The sequence below is a fragment of the Aeromonas sp. QDB23 genome (assembly GCF_027707745.1).
Classification (GTDB): domain Bacteria; phylum Pseudomonadota; class Gammaproteobacteria; order Enterobacterales; family Aeromonadaceae; genus Aeromonas; species Aeromonas allosaccharophila.
This window is the reverse complement of sequence record NZ_JAPCJA010000069.1, coordinates 1-20,135: the sequence shown is the minus strand read 5'-3', so window position 1 is coordinate 20,135 and position 20,135 is coordinate 1. Positions and strand designations below refer to the sequence as shown.

19 protein-coding genes are annotated in these 20,135 nt (G+C 47.3%); 12 read left to right on the top strand and 7 right to left on the bottom strand.

All coding sequences use genetic code 11. The annotated features are described in order from the left end of the window. Positions 1-518 precede the first annotated feature (518 nt). Complete coding sequence (locus PG888_RS20510; protein ID WP_270694178.1) at positions 519-2,195, bottom strand: sensor domain-containing diguanylate cyclase; 1,677 nt, start codon at positions 2,193-2,195, stop codon at positions 519-521. A gap of 122 nt (positions 2,196-2,317) precedes the next feature. Continuing rightward, positions 2,318-5,146, bottom strand: coding sequence for an excinuclease ABC subunit UvrA (uvrA, locus tag PG888_RS20505; RefSeq protein WP_270694180.1), 2,829 nt, complete (start codon positions 5,144-5,146; stop codon positions 2,318-2,320). A 373-nt stretch (positions 5,147-5,519) separates the two neighbouring features. Here uvrA and PG888_RS20500 point away from each other — a divergent pair, with 373 nt between their 5' ends. From PG888_RS20500 to PG888_RS20470, 7 genes are all read left to right on the top strand, one after another. Then, positions 5,520-6,107, top strand: a complete 588-nt coding sequence (locus PG888_RS20500; RefSeq protein WP_270694182.1) for a single-stranded DNA-binding protein — start codon at positions 5,520-5,522, stop codon at positions 6,105-6,107. 181 nt (positions 6,108-6,288) lie between these two features. After that, the gene (locus tag PG888_RS20495) at positions 6,289-7,461 is read left to right on the top strand and encodes a site-specific integrase (protein ID WP_139245259.1); all 1,173 of its coding nucleotides are present in this window, start codon (positions 6,289-6,291) and stop codon (positions 7,459-7,461) included. Between the two features lies 1 nt (position 7,462). Continuing rightward, entirely contained in the window at positions 7,463-8,821 is a 1,359-nt protein-coding gene (locus PG888_RS20490) for a site-specific integrase (RefSeq protein ID WP_270694185.1), read from the top strand. A gap of 144 nt (positions 8,822-8,965) precedes the next feature. Further along, entirely contained in the window at positions 8,966-11,029 is a 2,064-nt protein-coding gene (locus tag PG888_RS20485; protein WP_223290127.1) for an integrase, read from the top strand. Further along, entirely contained in the window at positions 11,026-11,445 is a 420-nt protein-coding gene (locus PG888_RS20480; protein WP_005895563.1) for a hypothetical protein, read from the top strand. The genes PG888_RS20485 and PG888_RS20480 overlap by 4 nt, the downstream gene beginning before the upstream one ends. After that, entirely contained in the window at positions 11,442-11,948 is a 507-nt protein-coding gene (locus PG888_RS20475; RefSeq protein ID WP_010676173.1) for a hypothetical protein, read from the top strand. The genes PG888_RS20480 and PG888_RS20475 overlap by 4 nt, the downstream gene beginning before the upstream one ends. Continuing rightward, positions 11,945-14,194 (top strand): AAA family ATPase, encoded by a 2,250-nt coding sequence (locus tag PG888_RS20470; protein ID WP_270694188.1) that lies wholly within the window; start codon positions 11,945-11,947, stop codon positions 14,192-14,194. Before PG888_RS20475 ends, PG888_RS20470 begins: the two co-directional genes overlap by 4 nt. Before the next feature lie 58 nt (positions 14,195-14,252). On the opposite strand, the gene PG888_RS20465 is transcribed toward PG888_RS20470, so the two are convergent. Next, positions 14,253-14,825, bottom strand: a complete 573-nt coding sequence (locus PG888_RS20465) for a hypothetical protein (RefSeq protein WP_270694189.1) — start codon at positions 14,823-14,825, stop codon at positions 14,253-14,255. 118 nt (positions 14,826-14,943) lie between these two features. Between PG888_RS20465 and PG888_RS20460 the strand changes: the two genes are divergently transcribed. Then, positions 14,944-15,150, top strand: a complete 207-nt coding sequence (locus PG888_RS20460) for a helix-turn-helix domain-containing protein (protein ID WP_010676170.1) — start codon at positions 14,944-14,946, stop codon at positions 15,148-15,150. Positions 15,151-15,395: 245 nt separating this feature from the next. Further along, the gene (locus PG888_RS20455; protein ID WP_270694190.1) at positions 15,396-15,944 is read left to right on the top strand and encodes a RipA family octameric membrane protein; all 549 of its coding nucleotides are present in this window, start codon (positions 15,396-15,398) and stop codon (positions 15,942-15,944) included. Positions 15,945-15,967: 23 nt separating this feature from the next. Here the strand turns inward: PG888_RS20455 and PG888_RS20450 are convergent, their stop codons facing one another. Beyond that, positions 15,968-16,444, bottom strand: coding sequence for a toll/interleukin-1 receptor domain-containing protein (locus PG888_RS20450; RefSeq protein WP_010676168.1), 477 nt, complete (start codon positions 16,442-16,444; stop codon positions 15,968-15,970). Between the two features lie 2 nt (positions 16,445-16,446). Further along, positions 16,447-16,866, bottom strand: coding sequence for a TIR domain-containing protein (locus PG888_RS20445; RefSeq protein ID WP_270694194.1), 420 nt, complete (start codon positions 16,864-16,866; stop codon positions 16,447-16,449). A gap of 687 nt (positions 16,867-17,553) precedes the next feature. On the opposite strand from PG888_RS20445, the gene PG888_RS20440 reads away from it, so the two are divergent. Beyond that, entirely contained in the window at positions 17,554-17,709 is a 156-nt protein-coding gene (locus PG888_RS20440; protein ID WP_306373346.1) for a universal stress protein, read from the top strand. Between the two features lie 38 nt (positions 17,710-17,747). On the opposite strand, the gene PG888_RS20435 is transcribed toward PG888_RS20440, so the two are convergent. Next, positions 17,748-17,849 (bottom strand): thioredoxin family protein, encoded by a 102-nt coding sequence (locus PG888_RS20435; protein ID WP_234829615.1) that lies wholly within the window; start codon positions 17,847-17,849, stop codon positions 17,748-17,750. Positions 17,850-18,020: 171 nt separating this feature from the next. Continuing rightward, the gene (locus PG888_RS20430) at positions 18,021-18,503 is read right to left on the bottom strand and encodes a hypothetical protein (protein ID WP_128821499.1); all 483 of its coding nucleotides are present in this window, start codon (positions 18,501-18,503) and stop codon (positions 18,021-18,023) included. A gap of 315 nt (positions 18,504-18,818) precedes the next feature. Here PG888_RS20430 and istA point away from each other — a divergent pair, with 315 nt between their 5' ends. Together istA and PG888_RS20420 are read left to right on the top strand one after the other, a co-directional pair. Next, positions 18,819-19,832, top strand: a complete 1,014-nt coding sequence (istA, locus tag PG888_RS20425; protein ID WP_101880927.1) for an IS21-like element ISAeme17 family transposase — start codon at positions 18,819-18,821, stop codon at positions 19,830-19,832. Then, positions 19,829-20,135: ATP-binding protein (locus PG888_RS20420; protein WP_270694198.1), on the top strand; the 307-nt coding region annotated here is incomplete at its 3' end. The genes istA and PG888_RS20420, both read left to right, overlap by 4 nt.

Sequence of the window (20,135 nt, the reverse complement as noted above, 5' to 3'; positions counted from 1 at the left end):
ATCTCGCACCTCGATAACTGTACGTAAGATCAGTATAGTTCGTGGTAACTGACTGCTAATCATGGGTAATCAGGTTTTGTTTTCATTTGATGCTGTAAGCCCGCTGACTATATGCCCTTGTAAATGCAAAGTTATTGACCTGAAGCAAAAGTTGCACAGAAATAAATCGATTGCTGTGACATCTTTGCGCGCCATCCCAATCTTGTCGCTCACCCCAGATAACACGCCGCCATGCCCATTCCTGGATACCAGCGCCGCCCGCACCCAACGCCAAAAGGTGCATATCAATGACGCCTTACAACCATGTAGGACAGCGATTAATTGTTGTTAAGATGGGTAAATCAGCGTATTTTTGCGCCACGCAAGTTATTGGGAAGTAATGGTTTATTTATGAAGAATGAGTCGAGATGGCAAAAGGTGGGGGCCTTTCTCGCGGCCGTGTGGGGAATCGGATCCTTTCTCTTTATCCTACTCGGTTTTATTGTCGCGCTGGCCTATCTGGTCCTGGTAAAACACGGTTAATCAAGGCTTGCAGATGAGTATCGTGTGAGAACCGCCCCTTCGACAAGCTGTTCCGGGGTCTGCCCCATCACATCGCCAGGAGACGGGGAACCGCCATACCCGCACCACCGATTGCGCCCTCCCAGCTTGGCCTGATAGAGCGCCATATCAGCCAGCTTGAAACTGTGGCTCCAGAATGAATCCGGACATTCAGGATGCAACGGATAGCGACAGTATCCCAACGACACCGTCAACCATAGCGGCCTGTCTTCGAAGCCAAAGCGGTGCTGGGCAACACGCAGCCTGAGGTATTCGGCTCGCAGCGCCAACTCCTGTTCGTTATCCACCTGCAACAACAGTAAAAACTCCTCTCCCCCCAGCCGGATAATCGGTTCTGATTCACTCACCACCAGCTTGCGCAGCAGTTCAGCCAGTTGCTTCAACACCAGATCCCCGATGTCATGACCAAATCGATCATTTATCCGTTTGAAATGATCGAGATCCAGCAGCAACAGCAAACAAGGCTTGGCTCCGTTAGCCTGCAACCAGCCATCCAAATAACGGCGATTGAAGCAACGGGTCAAGGGATCGGTGAACGCCGCCATCTCCATCTGACAGGATCGCTCCAGCAACGCATCGTGTTGCTGGCTGACCTTGCTGGCCATCTCCCTGAACTTGCCACTCAAGGTCGCCATTTCGGCACTGCTGTCGATAAACGGGATCAAATTGGCATCTGGCCGATCGCCAAAACGCTGCAACGCTGAAACCAGCTGCTGCAACGGGGTAAGCACAATACTGTTGAGTCGGTACATGGCGATCATGATGCAGATAAAACTGATGAACAGCATGCCCACAAAGGTCCAGAGCGCCCCTTCCAGCACACTGCCCAATACTTTGCGCTCCTCCTCGATGACCAGCGTTAACACCGGCAGGTTATCGCTGTTGAGCAGCCGCACCTCTCCCCTCAGCCGATCCAGCCCCAGGTCAATCAGGCGATAGGTCATTTGCGATTTCAACGGTTTGAAGGAGGCGGTGACATCCAGATTGGTATGGGAGATCGCCAGTGGCAGTTCGGTTCGCTGCGATACCTGCTCGAGATAAGCGGTGTCGAGCCAACGCATCACCAGCAAAAAACCGTTGAACGGCGCAGAGCCGTCACTGTTTCTGATCGGCTGCCAGGAGTACATCAATGGCCCCCACTGGGAGGCTCGAATGCCATGCAGGTTGGCCCCTCCCTGCGCCATAGACGCTCCTCTTAACTGCTTTTTCAGCTCGTCGAGAAAATAGGGAAACTGATCAGGATTGATCCCGGGCGCATCGGGCAGCAGGGTACGAGTCCAGATCTCGTGGCCGCCAAGATCCATAAAGCTCATCAGGTTGAGGCTAAAATCCCGCATTGGCATGTCGTTGAACAGATTGGATTCGATGTACATCCTGTTCCTGTTGCCTATAAAGCGGTGGCTATCATCCCAGATGCCCCAATCCCGACTGAATGCATCCAGAGCAGCAACATCGGACTGCACCACCCGGCTAACTCGCAGCAGGTGATCCTTCATGCGCTGCTCTTCAATCCGGGTGGCCGCCGGGATCTGGGCCCATGCCAGCAGGAACAATAGCAGCAGGATAGCCCCCAGCCAGATGGGGAACATGGAGTAAGCCAACTGATGATCAATCGTGCGCGGAGCCTGAGCCATAACCCGATATATCCATTACCATGATGCCGTGATACCCAGCCTGCCCGCATCACACGAGCCGCACCTGCAGGCTCCCGATCTTCATAGTAAAAAGGGGCCAAAGGCCCCCCGATTATAACGGTTTATCTGGTCAATAGCGGTCGCAAAAAACGTGCTGTATGAGACTCTTTATGGCCGCATATCTCTTCTGGCGTCCCCGTCACCAGAATTCGGCCGCCACCGGCCCCCCCCTCCGGCCCCAGATCGACGATCCAGTCGGCAGTTTTCACCACGTCCAGGTTGTGCTCGATGATGACGATGGTATTACCGCGATCCCGCAACTGGTGCAGTACCTTGAGCAGTTGCTGGATGTCGTGGAAGTGCAACCCGGTGGTCGGCTCGTCCAGAATATAGAGGGTCTGACCGGTATCCCGCTTGGAGAGCTCCCGCGCCAGCTTGACACGCTGCGCCTCGCCGCCAGAGAGAGTGGTCGCTGACTGACCAAGGCGAATGTAAGAGAGGCCCACATCCATCAGGGTCTGCAACTTGCGCGCCACTGCCGGCACCGGATCGAAGAACTCGCGGGCATCTTCCACAGTCATGTCGAGGATCTCGTGGATGTTCTTGCCCTTGTATTTCACCTCCAGGGTCTCGCGGTTATAGCGCTTGCCCTTGCAGACGTCGCAAGGCACGTAGACATCCGGCAGGAAGTGCATCTCCACCTTGATGACCCCATCCCCCTGACACGCCTCGCAGCGACCGCCCTTGACGTTGAAGGAGAAACGGCCCGGCTGGTAACCGCGCGAGCGAGCCTCCTGGGTGCCGGAGAGCAGTTCGCGGATCGGGGTAAACAGGCCGGTATAGGTGGCCGGGTTGGAGCGCGGCGTACGACCGATGGGGCTCTGATCGATGTCCACCACCTTGTCCAGATGCTCCAGCCCCTCGACGCTGCGATAGGGCGCAGGCGTAGACTCGGTCGCCTTGTTCAGTTCACGGTGGGCGATACGGAACAGGGTGTCGTTGATCAGGGTGGACTTGCCGGAGCCGGAGACGCCGGTGACGCAGGTCATCACCCCGATCGGCAGATCCAGGTTGACGTTACGCAAATTGTTGCCGCTCGCCCCCTTGAGTTTCAACCACTTGCCTGTGAGCGGCGTGCGCTCGGCCGGGATGGCGATCTGCTTGCGGCCAGAGAGATAGTCACCGGTCAGCGACTCCGGATTGTCGATGATCTGCTGGGGGGTGCCCTGCGCAACAATTTCGCCACCGTGCACGCCAGCGCCCGGGCCGATATCGAGCACATGGTCGGCGAGGCGAATGGCATCCTCATCGTGCTCCACCACGATCACCGTGTTACCAAGATCGCGCAGATGAGTGAGGGTCTTGAGCAACCGCTCATTGTCGCGCTGGTGCAGGCCGATGGAAGGTTCATCCAGCACATACATGACCCCTACCAGACCGGCACCGATCTGACTCGCCAGCCGAATGCGCTGGGCTTCACCACCGGAGAGGGTCTCTGCGCTACGCGACAGGCTCAGGTAGTTGAGGCCGACGTTCACCAGGAAGCCGAGTCGTTCAACGATCTCTTTCAGGATCTTCTCGGCAATCTGGGCGCGCTGGCCGGTCAGGTTCAACCCTTCAAAGAAGGCGAGCGCATCACCGATAGACTGCTCGGCGATGGCGGGCAGGTTGCGGTTGTCGACGAAGACATGACGCGCCTCTTCCCGCAGTCGGCTGCCACCGCAGCTGGTACAGGATTTGTTGGCGATGTATTTGGATAGCTCTTCGCGCACCGAGTTGGACTCGGTTTCCCGATAGCGCCGCTCCATGTTGTGCAGGATCCCCTCGAACGGGTGCTTGCGCACCACTACATCGCCGCGATCGTTCATATAACGGAACTCGATCTCGGTGCGGCCGGAACCACGCAGGATCACCTCCTGGGTCTTCGGCGGAAGATCTTCCCACGGCGTATCCAGATCGAACTTGTAGTGATCGGAGAGGGATTTCAGCATCTGGAAGTAATAGAAGCTGCGCTTGTCCCAGCCGCGGATGGCGCCGTTGGCCAGGCTGATGGCAGGATCGCCGATCACCTTGGCCGGGTCGAAATATTGCTGCACCCCGAGGCCGTCACAAGTCGGGCAGGCACCGGCCGGGTTGTTGAAGGAGAAGATGCGCGGCTCCAGCTCCGACATGGAGTAGCCGCACTCCGGGCAGGCGAAGTTGGCGGAGAAGGTCATGGGGGCAACCCCCTCCTCTCCATCCATCGGCACGACCTGCACGATGCCACCGGAGAGGGTCAGCGCCGTCTCGAACGACTCGGCCAGCCGCAGTGCCAGGTCATCGCGCACCTTGAAGCGATCCACCACCACCTCGATGGTGTGCTTCTTGTGCAGTTCCAGCGCGGGCGGGTCGGAGAGATCGCACACCTCGCCGTCGATGCGGGCACGGATGTAGCCCTGCGCTGCCAGATTCTCCAGCAGCTTGGCGTGTTCCCCCTTGCGATCGCGCACCACCGGAGCCAGCAGCATCAACTTGCTCCCCTGTGGCTGGGCCAGCACCTGATCCACCATCTGGCTGATGGTCTGGGCGGCGAGTGGAATGGCATGAGTCGGGCAACGAGGCTCACCGACCCGGGCAAACAGCAGACGCAGGTAGTCGTAGATTTCGGTGATGGTGCCGACAGTCGAGCGCGGGTTGTGGGAGGTGGACTTCTGCTCGATGGAAATGGCGGGCGAGAGTCCCTCGATATGGTCGACGTCCGGCTTCTCCATCAGGGAGAGGAACTGGCGGGCATAGGCGGAGAGGGACTCCACATAGCGGCGCTGCCCCTCTGCATAGAGGGTATCGAACGCCAGAGAGGATTTGCCCGAACCTGAGAGGCCGGTGACCACGATCAGCTTGTCGCGGGGCAGGGTCAGATTGATGTTCTTGAGGTTATGGGTGCGAGCACCCCGGACCACGATCTTTTCCATCTTGTTGCACGCTCGATACAGAAACCTGAGCGAGTCAGTATGGCATAGAGACTACTGGATGAATAGACAGGCATTATCTATCGCCATCATCCTTTTTCACGATGAACAACAGCGCCGTCATCCCCTGACCAAGCAGGGGGCCCCACCCTCAATCCATGCCAGCAACCGCTCGCCCGCGGAGTGATCAACTGTTACTATTGGGGGCTAAACGTGAGCCAGGTAATGGATAAACATCAGCCTGATTGCTGCAACGGATATAGAAAAACTATGTTGTTCAATATGATAACAACATGGGGAAAGATAAAAGCGCGGTAACTCATTTGGTTGGCCCAGGCTTTCAGTCTGGCCGGAATATAAAGGTGGAAGAGAGATTATGGCCAGTCGAGGCATCAATAAAGTCATTCTGATCGGTAACCTCGGGCAAGACCCGGAAGTACGCTACATGCCGAGTGGCGGTGCTGTGACCAACATTACTCTGGCTACCTCTGAAACCTGGCGCGACAAGCAGACCGGTGAGCAGAAAGAGCGTACCGAATGGCACCGCGTTGTCTTCATGGGCAAACTGGCCGAAGTGGCTGGCGAGTACCTGAAGAAGGGCTCCCAAGTCTATGTCGAAGGCAAACTGCAAACCCGCAAATGGCAAGATCAGAGCGGCCAGGAGCGCTATACCACTGAAGTGCTGGTCGACAGCTTCACTGGCGTGATGCAGATGCTGGGTGGCCGTCCGCAAGGCGGTCAGGGCATGGGCCAGAACATGGGTGGCCAATCCCAGGGTAACTGGGGTCAGCCGCAGCAGAGCATGCCTGCCCAGCAGCCGATGAACCAGCAGCGCCCGGCGCCGGCTCCGCAGCAAATCATGCAGCCGCAAGGCGGTTATGGCCGTCCTGCCCAGCAGCCACAATCTGCACCGCCGGTATATAACGAGCCGCCGATGGATTTCGACGACGATATCCCCTTCTAGGGCCGGATTTTTTAAATTGTAAAGCGTCTTGTAAAGCAAAATGCCTAAAAACCCCGATATTTCGGGGTTTTTTCATTTCTAAACATGTAAAGATTGCTCATTCTGAAAGCTCGGAGTATACATTAGGAATAGGTGTCTAAAAGTGTAAAGGAATGATGCAGTGAAGCTCAGAACCGTCAACATGAAGCAGTACAATGAACGTAAGTATCTAATCGTTGATGAGAGAGGACTCCCCATCCCAAGGCTATGTGAGTTCACACTGACACACCTGTATGGTGCGGAAAAAACACAGGAGAATAATGCAAACCACCTAATCCATATCGAACGATGGGCAGCAATGCTAAAAGTAGATCTAGCGGAAATTGTTGCTGACACAGGGTTTGCTGATACGGGCTTATACCAGAGTTTTCTCAAACACCTTGAGCATCACTCATACGATATCAACGGAGCAAGACCCCTCCGGCCAGATATTGTTAGTCCTGATTATTTCAATCAACGCCTTGACCTAGTATTGGTTTACTTTCAATTTTTAGCCGATAAAGCAATTTCCAAGCGCCGTAATACAGATCCTCTATTCCATCAAATACCCAAGATGATGGAAAAACTTCAAGTAAAACTAGCCAAGCTGAGAAGACCAAAGACAGCTCAAGGCCGCGCCCTTGGTTTGTCATTAGTCCAACAAGCAACACTGTATGATGTCATGGAAATGCCAAGTTTGCTTGGCTGGAATAAAGCTACTCAGTTACGTAACAAGCTAATTCTTAGATTACTTTTAGAAACAGGAATTAGGAAAGGTGAACTGCTATCACTTACAACATCAAACTGCCATACGAGCAAGCTGGTACATGGAGTTTACCCATTTATCCTGACACAACAGAATGTCGAGCATAACGATCCTCGTGGTAGATCACCTCGCGAAAAAACAGTTGGCCGGATCATACCTATTTCATTTCCTCTAGCATCACTGATTGATGAATATAAACAGGCCAGAAAATCTCTTGGCGACTCAGCTATGAAGAGCCCTTATCTACTCTTAGCGACAACCAAACCACATAATCCGCTATCAATAGCAGCACTGGATGATGTTTTCTCAAGTATTAAGAATAAGATTTTAGAGTTGTCAGATATCCACCCGCATAAATTAAGACATACCCTCTTTGAAAATCTTGACAGAATGCTCACCAAAATGGGAATTGATGCAGCTCAACAGAAAAAGCTAAAAAATAATGTTGGGGGGTGGACGTATAACTCAGATAGTAGTCTAATATATGAAACTGGTTCAATAATGGAACAATGCAACTTAGTTCTAAACCAACTTCATGCTGAAATGGAATCACATAGAAAACTATCATAATATGATTGCCGAGGTGCTGGCTATGCCGACAAAAAAATTAGATAAAAACGATATTATGTTGGTACAAATAGACCAGCATCTACAATTTGCTTATGACCCATACCCTGTAAGTCAGTCAGGCCAACAACTGGATTTAACACAAAGTAAAATATTTTTGGAACCGGAGAGGGAGACCATACACTTTGACAAAATCCCTCATCAACTAAGAGAACATGCTCGCGCATGGATTTCTTATGCTTGTCATATCTACTCTAACTATGCACTTTTCTCACATTATAAATGCTGGCGCTTACTAAACATCCCTGACGATATTGCAGCAGAAAACATTTCTGAAAAAATACAAGAAATCTACAGAGAGTTTATGAACTCTGAACGCAGTGCGGGCACTAAATCTATTTTAAGAATGATGTATAAATGGTGTGTCGAAGAAGGCCTCCCACACTTTGATGAAGACTTTTATGATTACTACCTAGATAGTATAAAGTTTGGTACAGACGAAGGTAAAGGTCTTGATGTCATTATGGAAATCCCTGACCGTGGCCCACTCACGATCAAGGAAGAACGCATCTTCATCTCCACATTAAACTCCATTTCTCCAGCAACACTAACCACGCATTCATTACAGGGATTGGTGTCACTGAAATGCGCCCAGGTTCTTGGCATGAGAAATATCCAAGTGATGAGGCTGAAGTTCTCTGACTTACAGCTCTCAGACAAAGGTGTATACACACTAAAAGTCTTGAGGGCAAAACAAAGAGGGCAGGCCAATAATAATGTATATAAAATTCGCCCCATAACAAAAACACTTGCAAAACTACTTTCATTAATGAAAGCACGTTACGAAGATATACTAGGTACAAAAATTACTGATGATTGGCCTGTTATCTCAGAGTACTATAGTGTTAGAGATGAATTGGTTAAGCGCCAAGTAAGAATCACCAAGATATCGTACATCACCAACCAGTTCAGAGTAGCTGTTGGACTGGACTTCCAGGTAACCAACCGTAGACTTCGTAAAACCTTCTGCTCACGATTAATCGCCAAAGGCACTCCTATGTCTGTTGTTGCTGAACTAATGGATCATAGCGATTTACAACAACTAGAAGTTTATTATAGACAATCACATACTGTTGCCAAAAAACTAGATGATGTACTGCGAAGTGAGGCCATGGATATACTCGATGCATTTGCAGGTAAAATTGTCACGCCTGATAATGCCTCTAAGCGAGGACAAGGTATTTTCGCGCCATCGAAAAATCTAAATCTTGTTCAAATTGGTAGCTGCGGTAGCGCGACCCCATGTTCTCTGCAACCCCCCCCCACTTTCTTGTTACAACTGCTCTTCTCTAGAAGCCTTTGAAGACGTTGACCATAAGGCAGTTGTAGATACGATGGTAGAGGAAGTAAAAACAGCATTTGGTGATGCTCACGCCATAAATATTCTACAACATAAAAACTTTTTAGCTGCTCGCAAGTTTGCTGATATGTTTGACAGGGGTGAACTATGAATACTAGCCTACAATTATTGCCATCAACTGGTGTAGATGCTGGTAGCAATCTGGAACAATTAGTTCACTTTTACAAAAAAAATACTCCCTTTGCAACATTAGAAGGTTGGGAGTGGGGAGCCCTTAGCTGGGATGCTAAAGGTATTTGTAAGACTCAAGCTAGAAAATCTGGAAATAATATATCAGTCAATTTTAGTCGAGATAACAATCTAGGTAAAAAAGTTAAATCATCACGTGATGCCATGAAGGCATTTCACAATCTAGATTTATCTGACATAGCTAAATGTCATGTTTCAGCCTTGCAAATTGAGAAGTCAAAAGATGTAGGAACACTCAATTTCTATATTGTTGCATATCGGTATTTAGATAATGCGATGCTAAAAAGAAATATTACAACAAGCACTCTGACTACTTATGACTTCAAAGTCGCAGAGGCGGAAGCACACGATAAACTAGAAAGTTCTACCTTTTACCGTATTGGTCAGAGACTAGAATCCATTGCGAAATTCATTAACCAGAAGCGGCTCTCCATCCAAAAAATTGCATTCAAAAAGTCATCTAAACGCGGAGAAATCCATACCGCGAGTGATACAAGAATCGATTTTGAGTCAACTACCAAACGGCATGAGAAGCTACCTACCCATGAAAGTCTCATTGCAGTAGCAACACTTTCTAACTCTAATCTAGAAGGTGATGATGCACTGTTTCAGGCTATGGTAGAAATCATGTTTGCAACGGGTCTGCGATTTGATGAGGTGATCTGCCTGGATGTCGACTGCTTACAGGTTAGGGAGGTTGAGGAGCAAAACGTCTTCACAGGTGAAATGGACATATTATCCATTAATGAGATCCGCTACCGAGCCAAAAAGGGGGCTGGATATCAAACCAAACCAATAACCGAAAGCCTGTTACCAATCCTAAAGAAAGGTCTGACTAGCGCCCTTGAAATATTAGCACCTGTACGTGACACGATTAAATGCGTTGCTAATGGGAAATACGACTTCTTCCCAATTATCACTGAGGATTGTGAGTTGTTTGTCACTGATACTTGGGAAAGATTAAACTGGTCATCACGTCCAAGTCTCACTTCCTATCTAAACAAAAGAAATATAAATCTGACGAATAAACGGAATCCAAATACAGGTAAAATTGCTGTCGCATTCCACTCAGCAGACTTAAAGGAAAAAACATTTTCATTAGCGCAGAAGTCTATCGAACAGTTATGGAAACAGATTTCAGCATTAACTGTAGCAAACTCACTGGATAAACTAATATTTGTTACCCAACATCAGCGTCATCATTCTATTAAGAGAACTGAGCCTTGGGAATTCAGAATGATATCATATACTCAAATATATGACTATATAGCGGGTCGTCCTGAAGTGGGTATACAAAATGTATTTGAACGCAAAAATCTGTGCTTTCAAGGTGAGCAGATCCGGCTGACATCACATCAATTCCGTCACTTTCTAGACACTATGCTAGAGCTCTCAGATTCAGTAACCCCTATAGAGATTGCTCGATACTTTGGGCGAAAGTATACTCTAGACAATGTAGCCTATGACCACACTAATCCAGCTAAAAGAGTCATGGATAACGCAGACATACTCTTTGCCGCCTCAAATATAACACCAGAGCAAGCAAAAGAGGCATCCGTGATCTTTACACTGGTTGACCGTGATGAGGTTCTTGAAACGATAGAAGACATTGGTACAACACTCATCACTGCAATTGGCTTATGCAAACATGACTATAGTGACTCTCCATGTGGAAAATACTATGCATGCGTCCGTGGATGCTCTGAGTATTATCGTATAAAAGGAAATCAGGAAGAGATCATCCATTTACAAAAACTTCAAGCTGAACAAGAAACTCGAATTCAACATGTTAAAGCAGCAGTTGACGCTGAATATCATGGTTCCAATAACTGGCTACGCTCTCATGAAGAACTATTAAATGGTTGTCGTATAGCCCTCGCCATTGAGCAGGATAATTCAATTTCAGATGGTGAATTAGTGCAAGTTTTCCCTAATGGTAATAATGGGTGCGTTGCAATATGAAAAAAGAACAGAAACAAATTACAGCGGCACTAGAACAAGACTTCTGCAAACTCATCGTAATCCTAGCTGCCCGCAGTGGGAAGAATAAAGTCACTTGGAAGGAACTAGAACAGGAGACAGGATTTACTCGGCAAGCATTGTCAAAAAAAGAAGCTATCGTTAAGGCTTATAAAGAAGCCAATCAAAGTAGCAACATATTAGAAGATATCGGCAGGCGTGCAGAAGAAACCCAATCAAAACTTGATAAAATAAAAGAAGAAAATATCAAGTTAAAAAAACTATTAGCTGACTATGATGAGACTTTTGTTCGATGGTTCGCCAATGCTACAAGTAGAGGTATGTCCATTGAGGAGTTGGAAGCACCGCTCCCACACTCTATGAAGACAAAAGCCAGATTGAAAGATCTTAAAAAATGAATAAAGCATTCAGTATTAGCCATGAACTGGAAGATTTTGAACTTGATAAAATGCATGCCAAGGCGCGTGAAAATCTTGTTAAGGTGGCTAATTTGGTCGGGCCACTTGACCTTGCTGAATGGCAAAACTTCATAGAAAATGGCAGTTTAAATGCAACTGCCATAATAAAAGAGATTGGTATATCTCGCTCTAGCTATTACCAAAATAAGTACATTGTTGCGTACCTTAAAAGTAAGGCTCAATGGCTAGCTGAGCAGAATACCTTGCAGGAGCTTCCCTACCAGGCTAGGGATACTTCAAAAGCACCCGCAAAGCGATACAGCCCGCAAGAAAAGAGCATTCAAGAGAAAGATAAAATGATTCGCCAATTACAGCTACGGGTTGCAGAACTTGAATCTCATTTAGAAGGCTTAAAGCAAGAATATAAATCTCTTCAATCAAATTCACATCGAGAACAGCATCGTATGGAATTGCTAGAAATATTTAAGCGGGTGCCTAGATGAATGACTTCGAGCAAGAGAAGTTTTTTCGCATCACGAGACCACCATATTCATCCAGAAAAGGTCGCTCATTTCATGCTGTGCAGATAGATCCTGACACTCTACGTAATTGCAATTACAAGCGCAATTACATCATTCACATAGTTGAAAATAACAGTGATCGCCTGTCACTAATATTAGCGAAGGGTGCATTGGTTAAATTAGCTGTCAAAAAGCAGTATAGTAGACGTGTAGAGCACGGAGGCATTCTCACTGTAATCACCCCTCAATACCTAGATCTAATTAGGCCATCAGGGGAGCAAATCGTAATCATGTTAGGCAGTCACGCCAGATTTAAAGGTGTTGGCCCAGTAAAAGCCCGTACATTATGGTCTACATTTGGTGAGTCCTTATTTGAAATCTTGGACAATGGTGATATTGTAAGCCTGCGTAAGATATTAAGTGAAAACACCGCAAAAAATACTATCGATGCATGGCGTAGCTATATAAATATTGATGCTATGCGTTTCTGCAATGCACATTTGGGATTATCAGTATCCACCTCATTTTTGGTATCAGATTATTATCAACAGGAAACCATAAGTAAGGTAAGCGAAGACCCTTACCGATTATTAGCGTTTGGTGTTGATTTTAATGAATGTGATCGAATCTCAGTGGCTCTAGGATTTCAATTGGATGCTCCTATTAGGCTCGTAGCAGCAGCCGAGGAGGCATTGTACTGTCACCTTTCTAGCGGGAGTACATTAGCAACACGATATGATCTAGACATATGGCTGAAACAGCTCTTACATATCCCCAATAATCAAGAGAAAACAGAGTGCTATGTTAATCAAGCATTCGCACTCGCCACATCGTGTGAAAATATCCTTGATGTTGGTGACAATGAATTACAGAGCGCTGGTGCTTTCACCATGGAAGCATATGTTGCTCAGCGATTGGTGAACCTCATCACAAACCCAAGTAAATTATCCATCGATGAAAAAAGGATAAACTTTTATATCAATCAATACGAAAGTAAAAAGTGTTTTAACTTAAACTCTCTTCAAAAAGAAGCTATCTTTGGGGCTATAAAATATCGCTTTTTAATTATTAATGGTGGTGCAGGTGTAGGTAAAACTACATTATTAGATGCGCTTTATTCAGTGTTTCATAAGTTAGATATAATACCAGTACAAGTCGCACTTGCAGGCAAAGCAGCAAAAAGGATGGCAGAGGCAACAAATCAAGAGGCTCATACTATCGCAAGATTTATTAAAAACTTCAATGCTAATAATTATGAAGGCAGACAACTTGTTATTGTTGTCGATGAAAGCTCAATGGTAGACTTGCCTAGTATGTACCGCCTATTGAGATGTGTTCCTAATTCTGCACATGTAATCATGTTAGGCGATATTGGGCAGCTTCCACCTGTAGATTTCGGTCTTGTTTTCCATGAACTAGTGCCAATGCACGATATTCCAAAAATCACATTAACAGAGGTTCGTCGACAAGATAAACACTCAAACATCCCTGCTATTTCAGCTTCTATCCGTAATGGTATTCTTCCAACATTTAGCTACGATGATGTCGTCCATATTGATATCAATGGAGCCAATGCAATTCAAAAGAGAGCAGTCTCAATATATTTAGAACAACCTGATGAAACACAAATAATTTGCGCTACAACTAAAATGGTTAATGATATCAATAAACGCTGCGTAGCATTGAATAACAGTAAACCATTAAAGGTATTTATAGAAGAAGCAAATCACTATTTAGATACTGAGTTTAAACTACATGACAAAGTAATGTGTTGCTCCAACCTTTATGCTCATGACCTGATGAATGGTTCCATAGGAACCATTTGCCAAGTTTACAACGTAATGAAAATTATAAATAATGATGACAACGATGAGCCTTTGTATAGCTTTGGCAAGATTCTATGGGATGACGGCATAGAACGAGAGATCTCGTTGGATATAATCAATGCCCTTCTCCACGCTTATGCTATGACGATTCACAAGAGTCAGGGTTCACAGTTTAAGCAAGTCATCATTGTTCTGGATAAGGCCCCAAATATTGATCGAACAATGTGTTATACCGCGATTACACGAGCCGTAGAAAAGGTCTACTTGATCGGGCCTCTGAATATTCTGAGCCAAGCACTAACACATGAGTCAGCGAGCAAACGAAATGTTGATCTTGGACATAAGGTTAAAGCGTTGCTAATACAAGCAATGGCTGATTCTCCTTTAGCTGCTGATAGATAACGGCTTGAAATTACTAGCCCTTTGATTCTGAGACACGTCTATCGATTCTGGCCGTTCATCAAGAGGCACTTCTAAACGCAATCAACCCCCTCAAAAGCCTCTCCACGGCCTCCAGCCTGCCCCGCAAATCGCGTTTCTCTGCAACGGTATTGTTGATGGCCATTTCAATCGCTGGATCCAATATGGAGAAGTCCGCTCTTAACTCCTGGTACTCAGCGAGCATTGAATCACATTCCTGCAACCCCTTACGGTAGTGCTGTGCTCTTGCGATCAGCCCTTCCAGGACGGATTCATACGTTTCCGACTTACGCTCCTTACCCGATTCCGTTACAAGCGCACAAGGCCCAATAAATTCCTCTTTGAAATGCACTTCATCGAACTTGGGAGTCCTGATGAAATGAGAACAGCGCTTCCCATCATCAACATGCTTCCTTTTTAGAAGTCCCTGATTTACGAGCTTGATCAGATGCCGATAAATGAAGGTATAACGATAACGCCGCTGACCTATCTGCGATTCTGCTTTGTCACCAAAAATGGCATTTACAAATCCTATCGCAGTGAAGTCATCCATCTGCCATCGAATGAGTGCGGTGTAGAGCGCGGTGGGTAACCACACAGTCTGGGATCTCATAAGCAACCCTCGGTCTCGAACGAAAACAATTAATGGGAATCTAAACTCGATTGCGGATTATAGTCCGTGGCCGTAAGCCAGACAACCAGAGATAGTGCTCGCCAGAGAGAGGCGAGACATGCAAGAGCTAGCAAAAAAATTTGGTGATGCTGTACGTGATAGACGGCTTCAATTGGGCGTATCGCAAGATACACTCGCACATGTGGCAGAGATTGATAGAAGCTATGTGGGACGGATTGAGCGTGGTGAGGTCAATGTAACCCTGGAGAAAGCATATGAGCTTGCCAAAGCGTTAGGTTGCGATATTAGAGATTTGTTACCATAGACAACGGGTAAATATATTACGCGGCATCATTAATATTAAAGGTAATACTAACCTATACATCCCAACAATTTTTTAATTTAACTCCTCGTTCGTTGTATATTGTCTAAATATATCCACCCCTAACTAACCTTCATTGTTACCTTTTTAATTACAATCGCGCCACCTAAAAATAAATAAATTTATGTAGTCATTCAAAGTGTTTATATGGTATATATTTACAGATATTGGCATACTTGGTGATTTATATGGCTGAACAAAAAGCTTGTACCTGTGAAGAGCTCAAGAATATGAAATCTCACATGGGGGGAGACAAGTTAAATCTCATATCTTCACTAAAAAGCACATACGGTGAAGAGTACGAAAAGCATCTTTTCGAACAGTATAAAATGTTTGTTGATATGGCAGATAGAGTTAGCGCTCGTAGAATGCTAGCTAACTCGTTTTTTGTCGGTGTTCACACAGCCTTGATCACAGCATTTACTGTAATGCTCAAGGAAAGGATCTTACCGGATGGCTTGGTGGGCCTTTTACCATTTGGCGCAGTAATCGCTCTTTGCTATGTATGGTGGAGGGTTGTCTACTCCTATCGCCAACTAAATAGTGGTAAATTTGCTGTTATTCATGAAATGGAGCGTGTCATGCCCATGGCTCTTTTCAAAGGTGAGTGGGTAGCTATGGGTGAAGGCAAAGACCACAAGAAGTACCTGCCATTAACACATGTAGAAAATTATGTACCGTTGTGTTTTGGCATCATGTACATATTACTTGGCTTATCATTTTATTTCTGTAAATAATAGAGGGGCTAAGCCCCTCATGTTTAGTAAATCTGACCAAGATTTCTCTTTAAATTGTAATGGAACTGCTCAGAGCTTCTCGATGAAGTAGAAACGCTCTCTCCTCCTAGTTTACGATTAAACGCAAGCGGGTAGTCAGCTTTGTAAGCAATCGCGAATAACTTTAAATGTTCCATTGTCGTCATTTTAGGCCATTTCTTAAGATATTCAGGTAGAGTTACATATCCGACCTGAAAAGTCGCGATGCGATTGTCAATAATAGTCGCCTCACCAATTTCAAAGGGGACCCACCAAGACCCCTCTGTATTTTCTGATACAACAGCAATGAGGTGAGAACAGTCCTTCATTCTAGTTGTAATAACGTCTGTGATTTGATCTGTAGTTTGGGACTGGGGATCTAAAACATCAAGATATGTTTTAATTCCATACTGATGCATAACAGCAGCTACACCAAGTGCAGCATCTCTATCTTTGTGTCGGTAGCTAATGAATACAGGCATTATTATTTTGCTCCTGCTAAGATTTCAATCCCACCGACAATAGATTTGCTATTCCATGCCACAATTTTATCCGCCGAATCTTTCACTATTTTAGATGTTTTCTCTGATGCCCAGGGTTCAATAGCAAGTATCTTTTTACCCATGGCCTGAGCTAGCTCAATCTCAATGTTTATCCACTTACTATAAGTTGAATAAACACCAGCAAGAATGACGACAACAGAGGCTGGCTGGATTTGTGCTCTAATGGCAGCCCTTAGAGCAGCTTCATTTGGAGCATTATGAATGGGATCATTCTTCGGAACACTATAATTTTTGTAGTTAAAGCCATAGGTGGACACTTGCGAGTCCAACATCTCACATACTTTTTCGTATGCATCACCATAAGCCCAACTATGACTAATGAACAGATTGTATAACGCCATCAGAACACGCCTTCTTCAGTTTGGATCACCTGAGACACTACATAGCGGCCTAGTTTGCAATGATGGCACAATATGTGGTGCTGTATATACACACAGCATAAAGATATACGATCCAATTGGAGCGTTCAAGAAAAACGATTGATGTATCATTAAGGTTGCTTTTTGATCTAGAAGAGACTCGTTATCTCCCTCTTTTACTGCAAGTTTTCAGGCCATGTTGCGTTCAGAAAATGTCCATATAGTCTCGATTGGTACATTCAGGATAAAGTGATCGCCCCACTACTCTTCATCGAGCCCTCTATACATGCGAAGCCAGGCTTCAGAGACATCCACCAACTCACCAAGAATTAGGGAAGGTGCTAACAAGTCACTTGGCACAAAAACACACCATTCTAAATTATTGATATTAAATGGCTAAACTTTTTAGTTTTGGCACATAGGGTACTTATTCGCACCTTCCTTAGTTATACCTGACAGAACGATAATTATCGAAAACGCCATGCACACCCATAAGAATTCCATTGTGGTGGTACTGTTGGGCTTCCATGCACTATGCCGCCCGAAACTCAAGGGGCTGGAATGTGACTGGGTGATGGTCAGCAAGTGACGAGCCCAAACGCCCGCATGCACAAGCCAAATAGGTCTTGAGCTGGTATCAGGGTTGAAGCAATACTGCTGCAAGGGTATGTGGTGCCAGTGGTTTGCCAGCATGCGGTAGAGGTGGGTTGCAACCTTATAGTGATGGGGGCTTACGGTCACTCACGGATCAGGCAGTTCATTGTGGGAAGCACGACAGCGGGGATACTGAAAACGACCAAAGCCTCTCTGCTGTTGCTGAGGTAATTTAGTAGCAGGGGCGGGATAACCTGCCCCTGCGTGTATCAGAACCAGCTTTGCACCGCCTCTCTGGCAGGTATCCCACCGGCATGTACTACCTTGTCATCGATGACGACTGCTGGCGTAGACATCACCTTGTACTTCATTATCTCGGGCAACCTGATTACCCATGACCCTCAGCCAGCTTCAAGAGCCGATATGGCATCGGAGGGCTTGCCACGACTGCATGCCCCAATTCAACCTGCCACCAAGATCAGCAACACAACAATGATCGCTATGAAGGAAGCCTTTCTATAGAAATCCATACAATCCCTACACTAATGTAAAACTAGCTTTGGCGGTTCCCTTGTGCCATCACTGTCAAGATACTCTTCATATTCGGCCATAAAGACAGAGAGGTTTTGGTTGAATCTGCGCAGGTCGTACCCCCGTAATTCAATACCACCTAGTAGTGACTGTGCGATACTTAACGCATGCGTATCTGTACTGATCTGATCAATCAAGAATCCCTGTTTTGCTAGATGTTGGTGCATCCAATTGATGTCACCAGCACTCTTATACAAACACCAATGGAAGAAAAATATTAGTGCGCCACATTCATAGATGAAGCGGAAAGGATCAGTTGCACTCCCCTCCGTTTTTGCAATCATCAGCCCTAGTTCGTTACCACACTCAGGCCCAAGATCCCCCATCATACGTGATACCAATGATGGGTTAACCCCTAGAGTACGTGACAATATGTCCACTGCCTTTCTTACTGTTTTTGCTTCGGTGAATAGTTGAGAAATGAGCTTGAGCATTTTTTTAAGTACTCCAAGTGCATTGCTGACGATTTTGTGAGCTAAGTTAGCACGCTGTTATTGCAAAGAGCTATTGTCACTCTTTATTGAGTAACACCATTAGGGCTCACATTACTATTCATCGTCGCTAAAGCAATGCCTTTGGATTCAGGAAGATAACCCACGTCCCCAGAAGTTAACGGAAATCACAGTATCCGCTGCCAGATCCAACAACCGCCGCTCCCATAGCTGTCACCGCCGATGTAAAAATGACCCACTAACGCCGGAGTAAAGTTGACCCACCTGGGCCAAGATCGTGGCTTTTGAGCCACGCCCATGTTGACCCAGGAGTTATCAGTGGAAATCAGAGTGTTGGCCCGTCAGGGCATGAGCATCCGGGCTATCGCCCAGCAATTGCGGGTGTCCCGTAACACGGTTCGCAAGTATCTGCGCAACCCGGGCCTGCCAATCTATCCCAACCGAGCAGCCCGACCAACCAAGCTCGATCCTTTTAAACCCTATCTGCAAGCGCGTATCCAGGCAGCGAAGCCACACTGGATCCCGGCGACGGTTCTGCTCAGGGAACTGCGAGAGCATGGTTACACTGGCGGGCTCTCCCAGCTCAAGGCCTGGTTATCGCCTCTGCGCCATGACGCCTCTGGCACCATCGTCCGTTTTGAAACGGCCCCCGGTAAACAGATGCAGGTCGATTTCACCATTATCCGCCGCGGCAATCGGCCTCTAAAGGCCTTTGTTGCTACCCTGGGATTTAGCCGCGCCAGCTATGTCCGTTTCTTCGATCACGAACGTAATGATGCCTGGTTGACCGGACTGCGTGAGGCTTGTCATTTCTTCGGTGGGGTCCCGCAGGAGGTGCTATTTGATAATGCCAGCACCATCATCCGCGAACGGGATGCCTACGGTGAAGGTGACCATCGTTGGCACCCGGCCCTGCTCGCCTTGGCCGAAGAGTTCGGTTTTCGCCCCCGCGTCTGCCGTCCCTACCGGGCCCAGACCAAAGGCAAGGTCGAGCGCTTCAACGGCTACCTCAAACGCAGTTTTGTCACCCCACTAGCAGCCACCCTCAAGCAGGCAGGACTGGCGCTAGATGTGTCAACCGCCAATGCCCATATCGGCCCCTGGTTGCAAGACATCGCCAACCAGCGTAGCCATGGCACTACCGGTGAAGTCCCGGCTATCCGATTGCAACAAGAGCTGCCTCATTTTCTACCCCTGCCACAGGCGCTACCCGTTAGTCCCGGCACCACGGCCACCGCGCGCCCCATGCCGCTGGAGAGCTTGCAGCATCCGCTATCGGTATACCAAGACCTGCTGGAGGTGAACGTATGAACTTGCAGCATGAACGCCTGATGGCCCTGAGTCAGGCGCTGCGCTTGGAAGGGATTGCTGCCCAGTGGTCAACACTAGCTCAGAAGGCGGCCAACGAGGAGGCGAGCTTCGCCGATTATCTGGAGTGGTTGCTGCACGCAGAGCAGACCTTGAGGACCGAGCGCACCCGCCAGACCTTGCTCAAATTGGCCACGTTACCCGTGGTCAAAACGCTGGAGCAGTACGACTTCGGCTTTGCCAGTGGCGCACCTCGCAGCCAGTTGCAGGAGTTGGCCAGCCTGGCTTTTATAGAGCGTAGCGAAA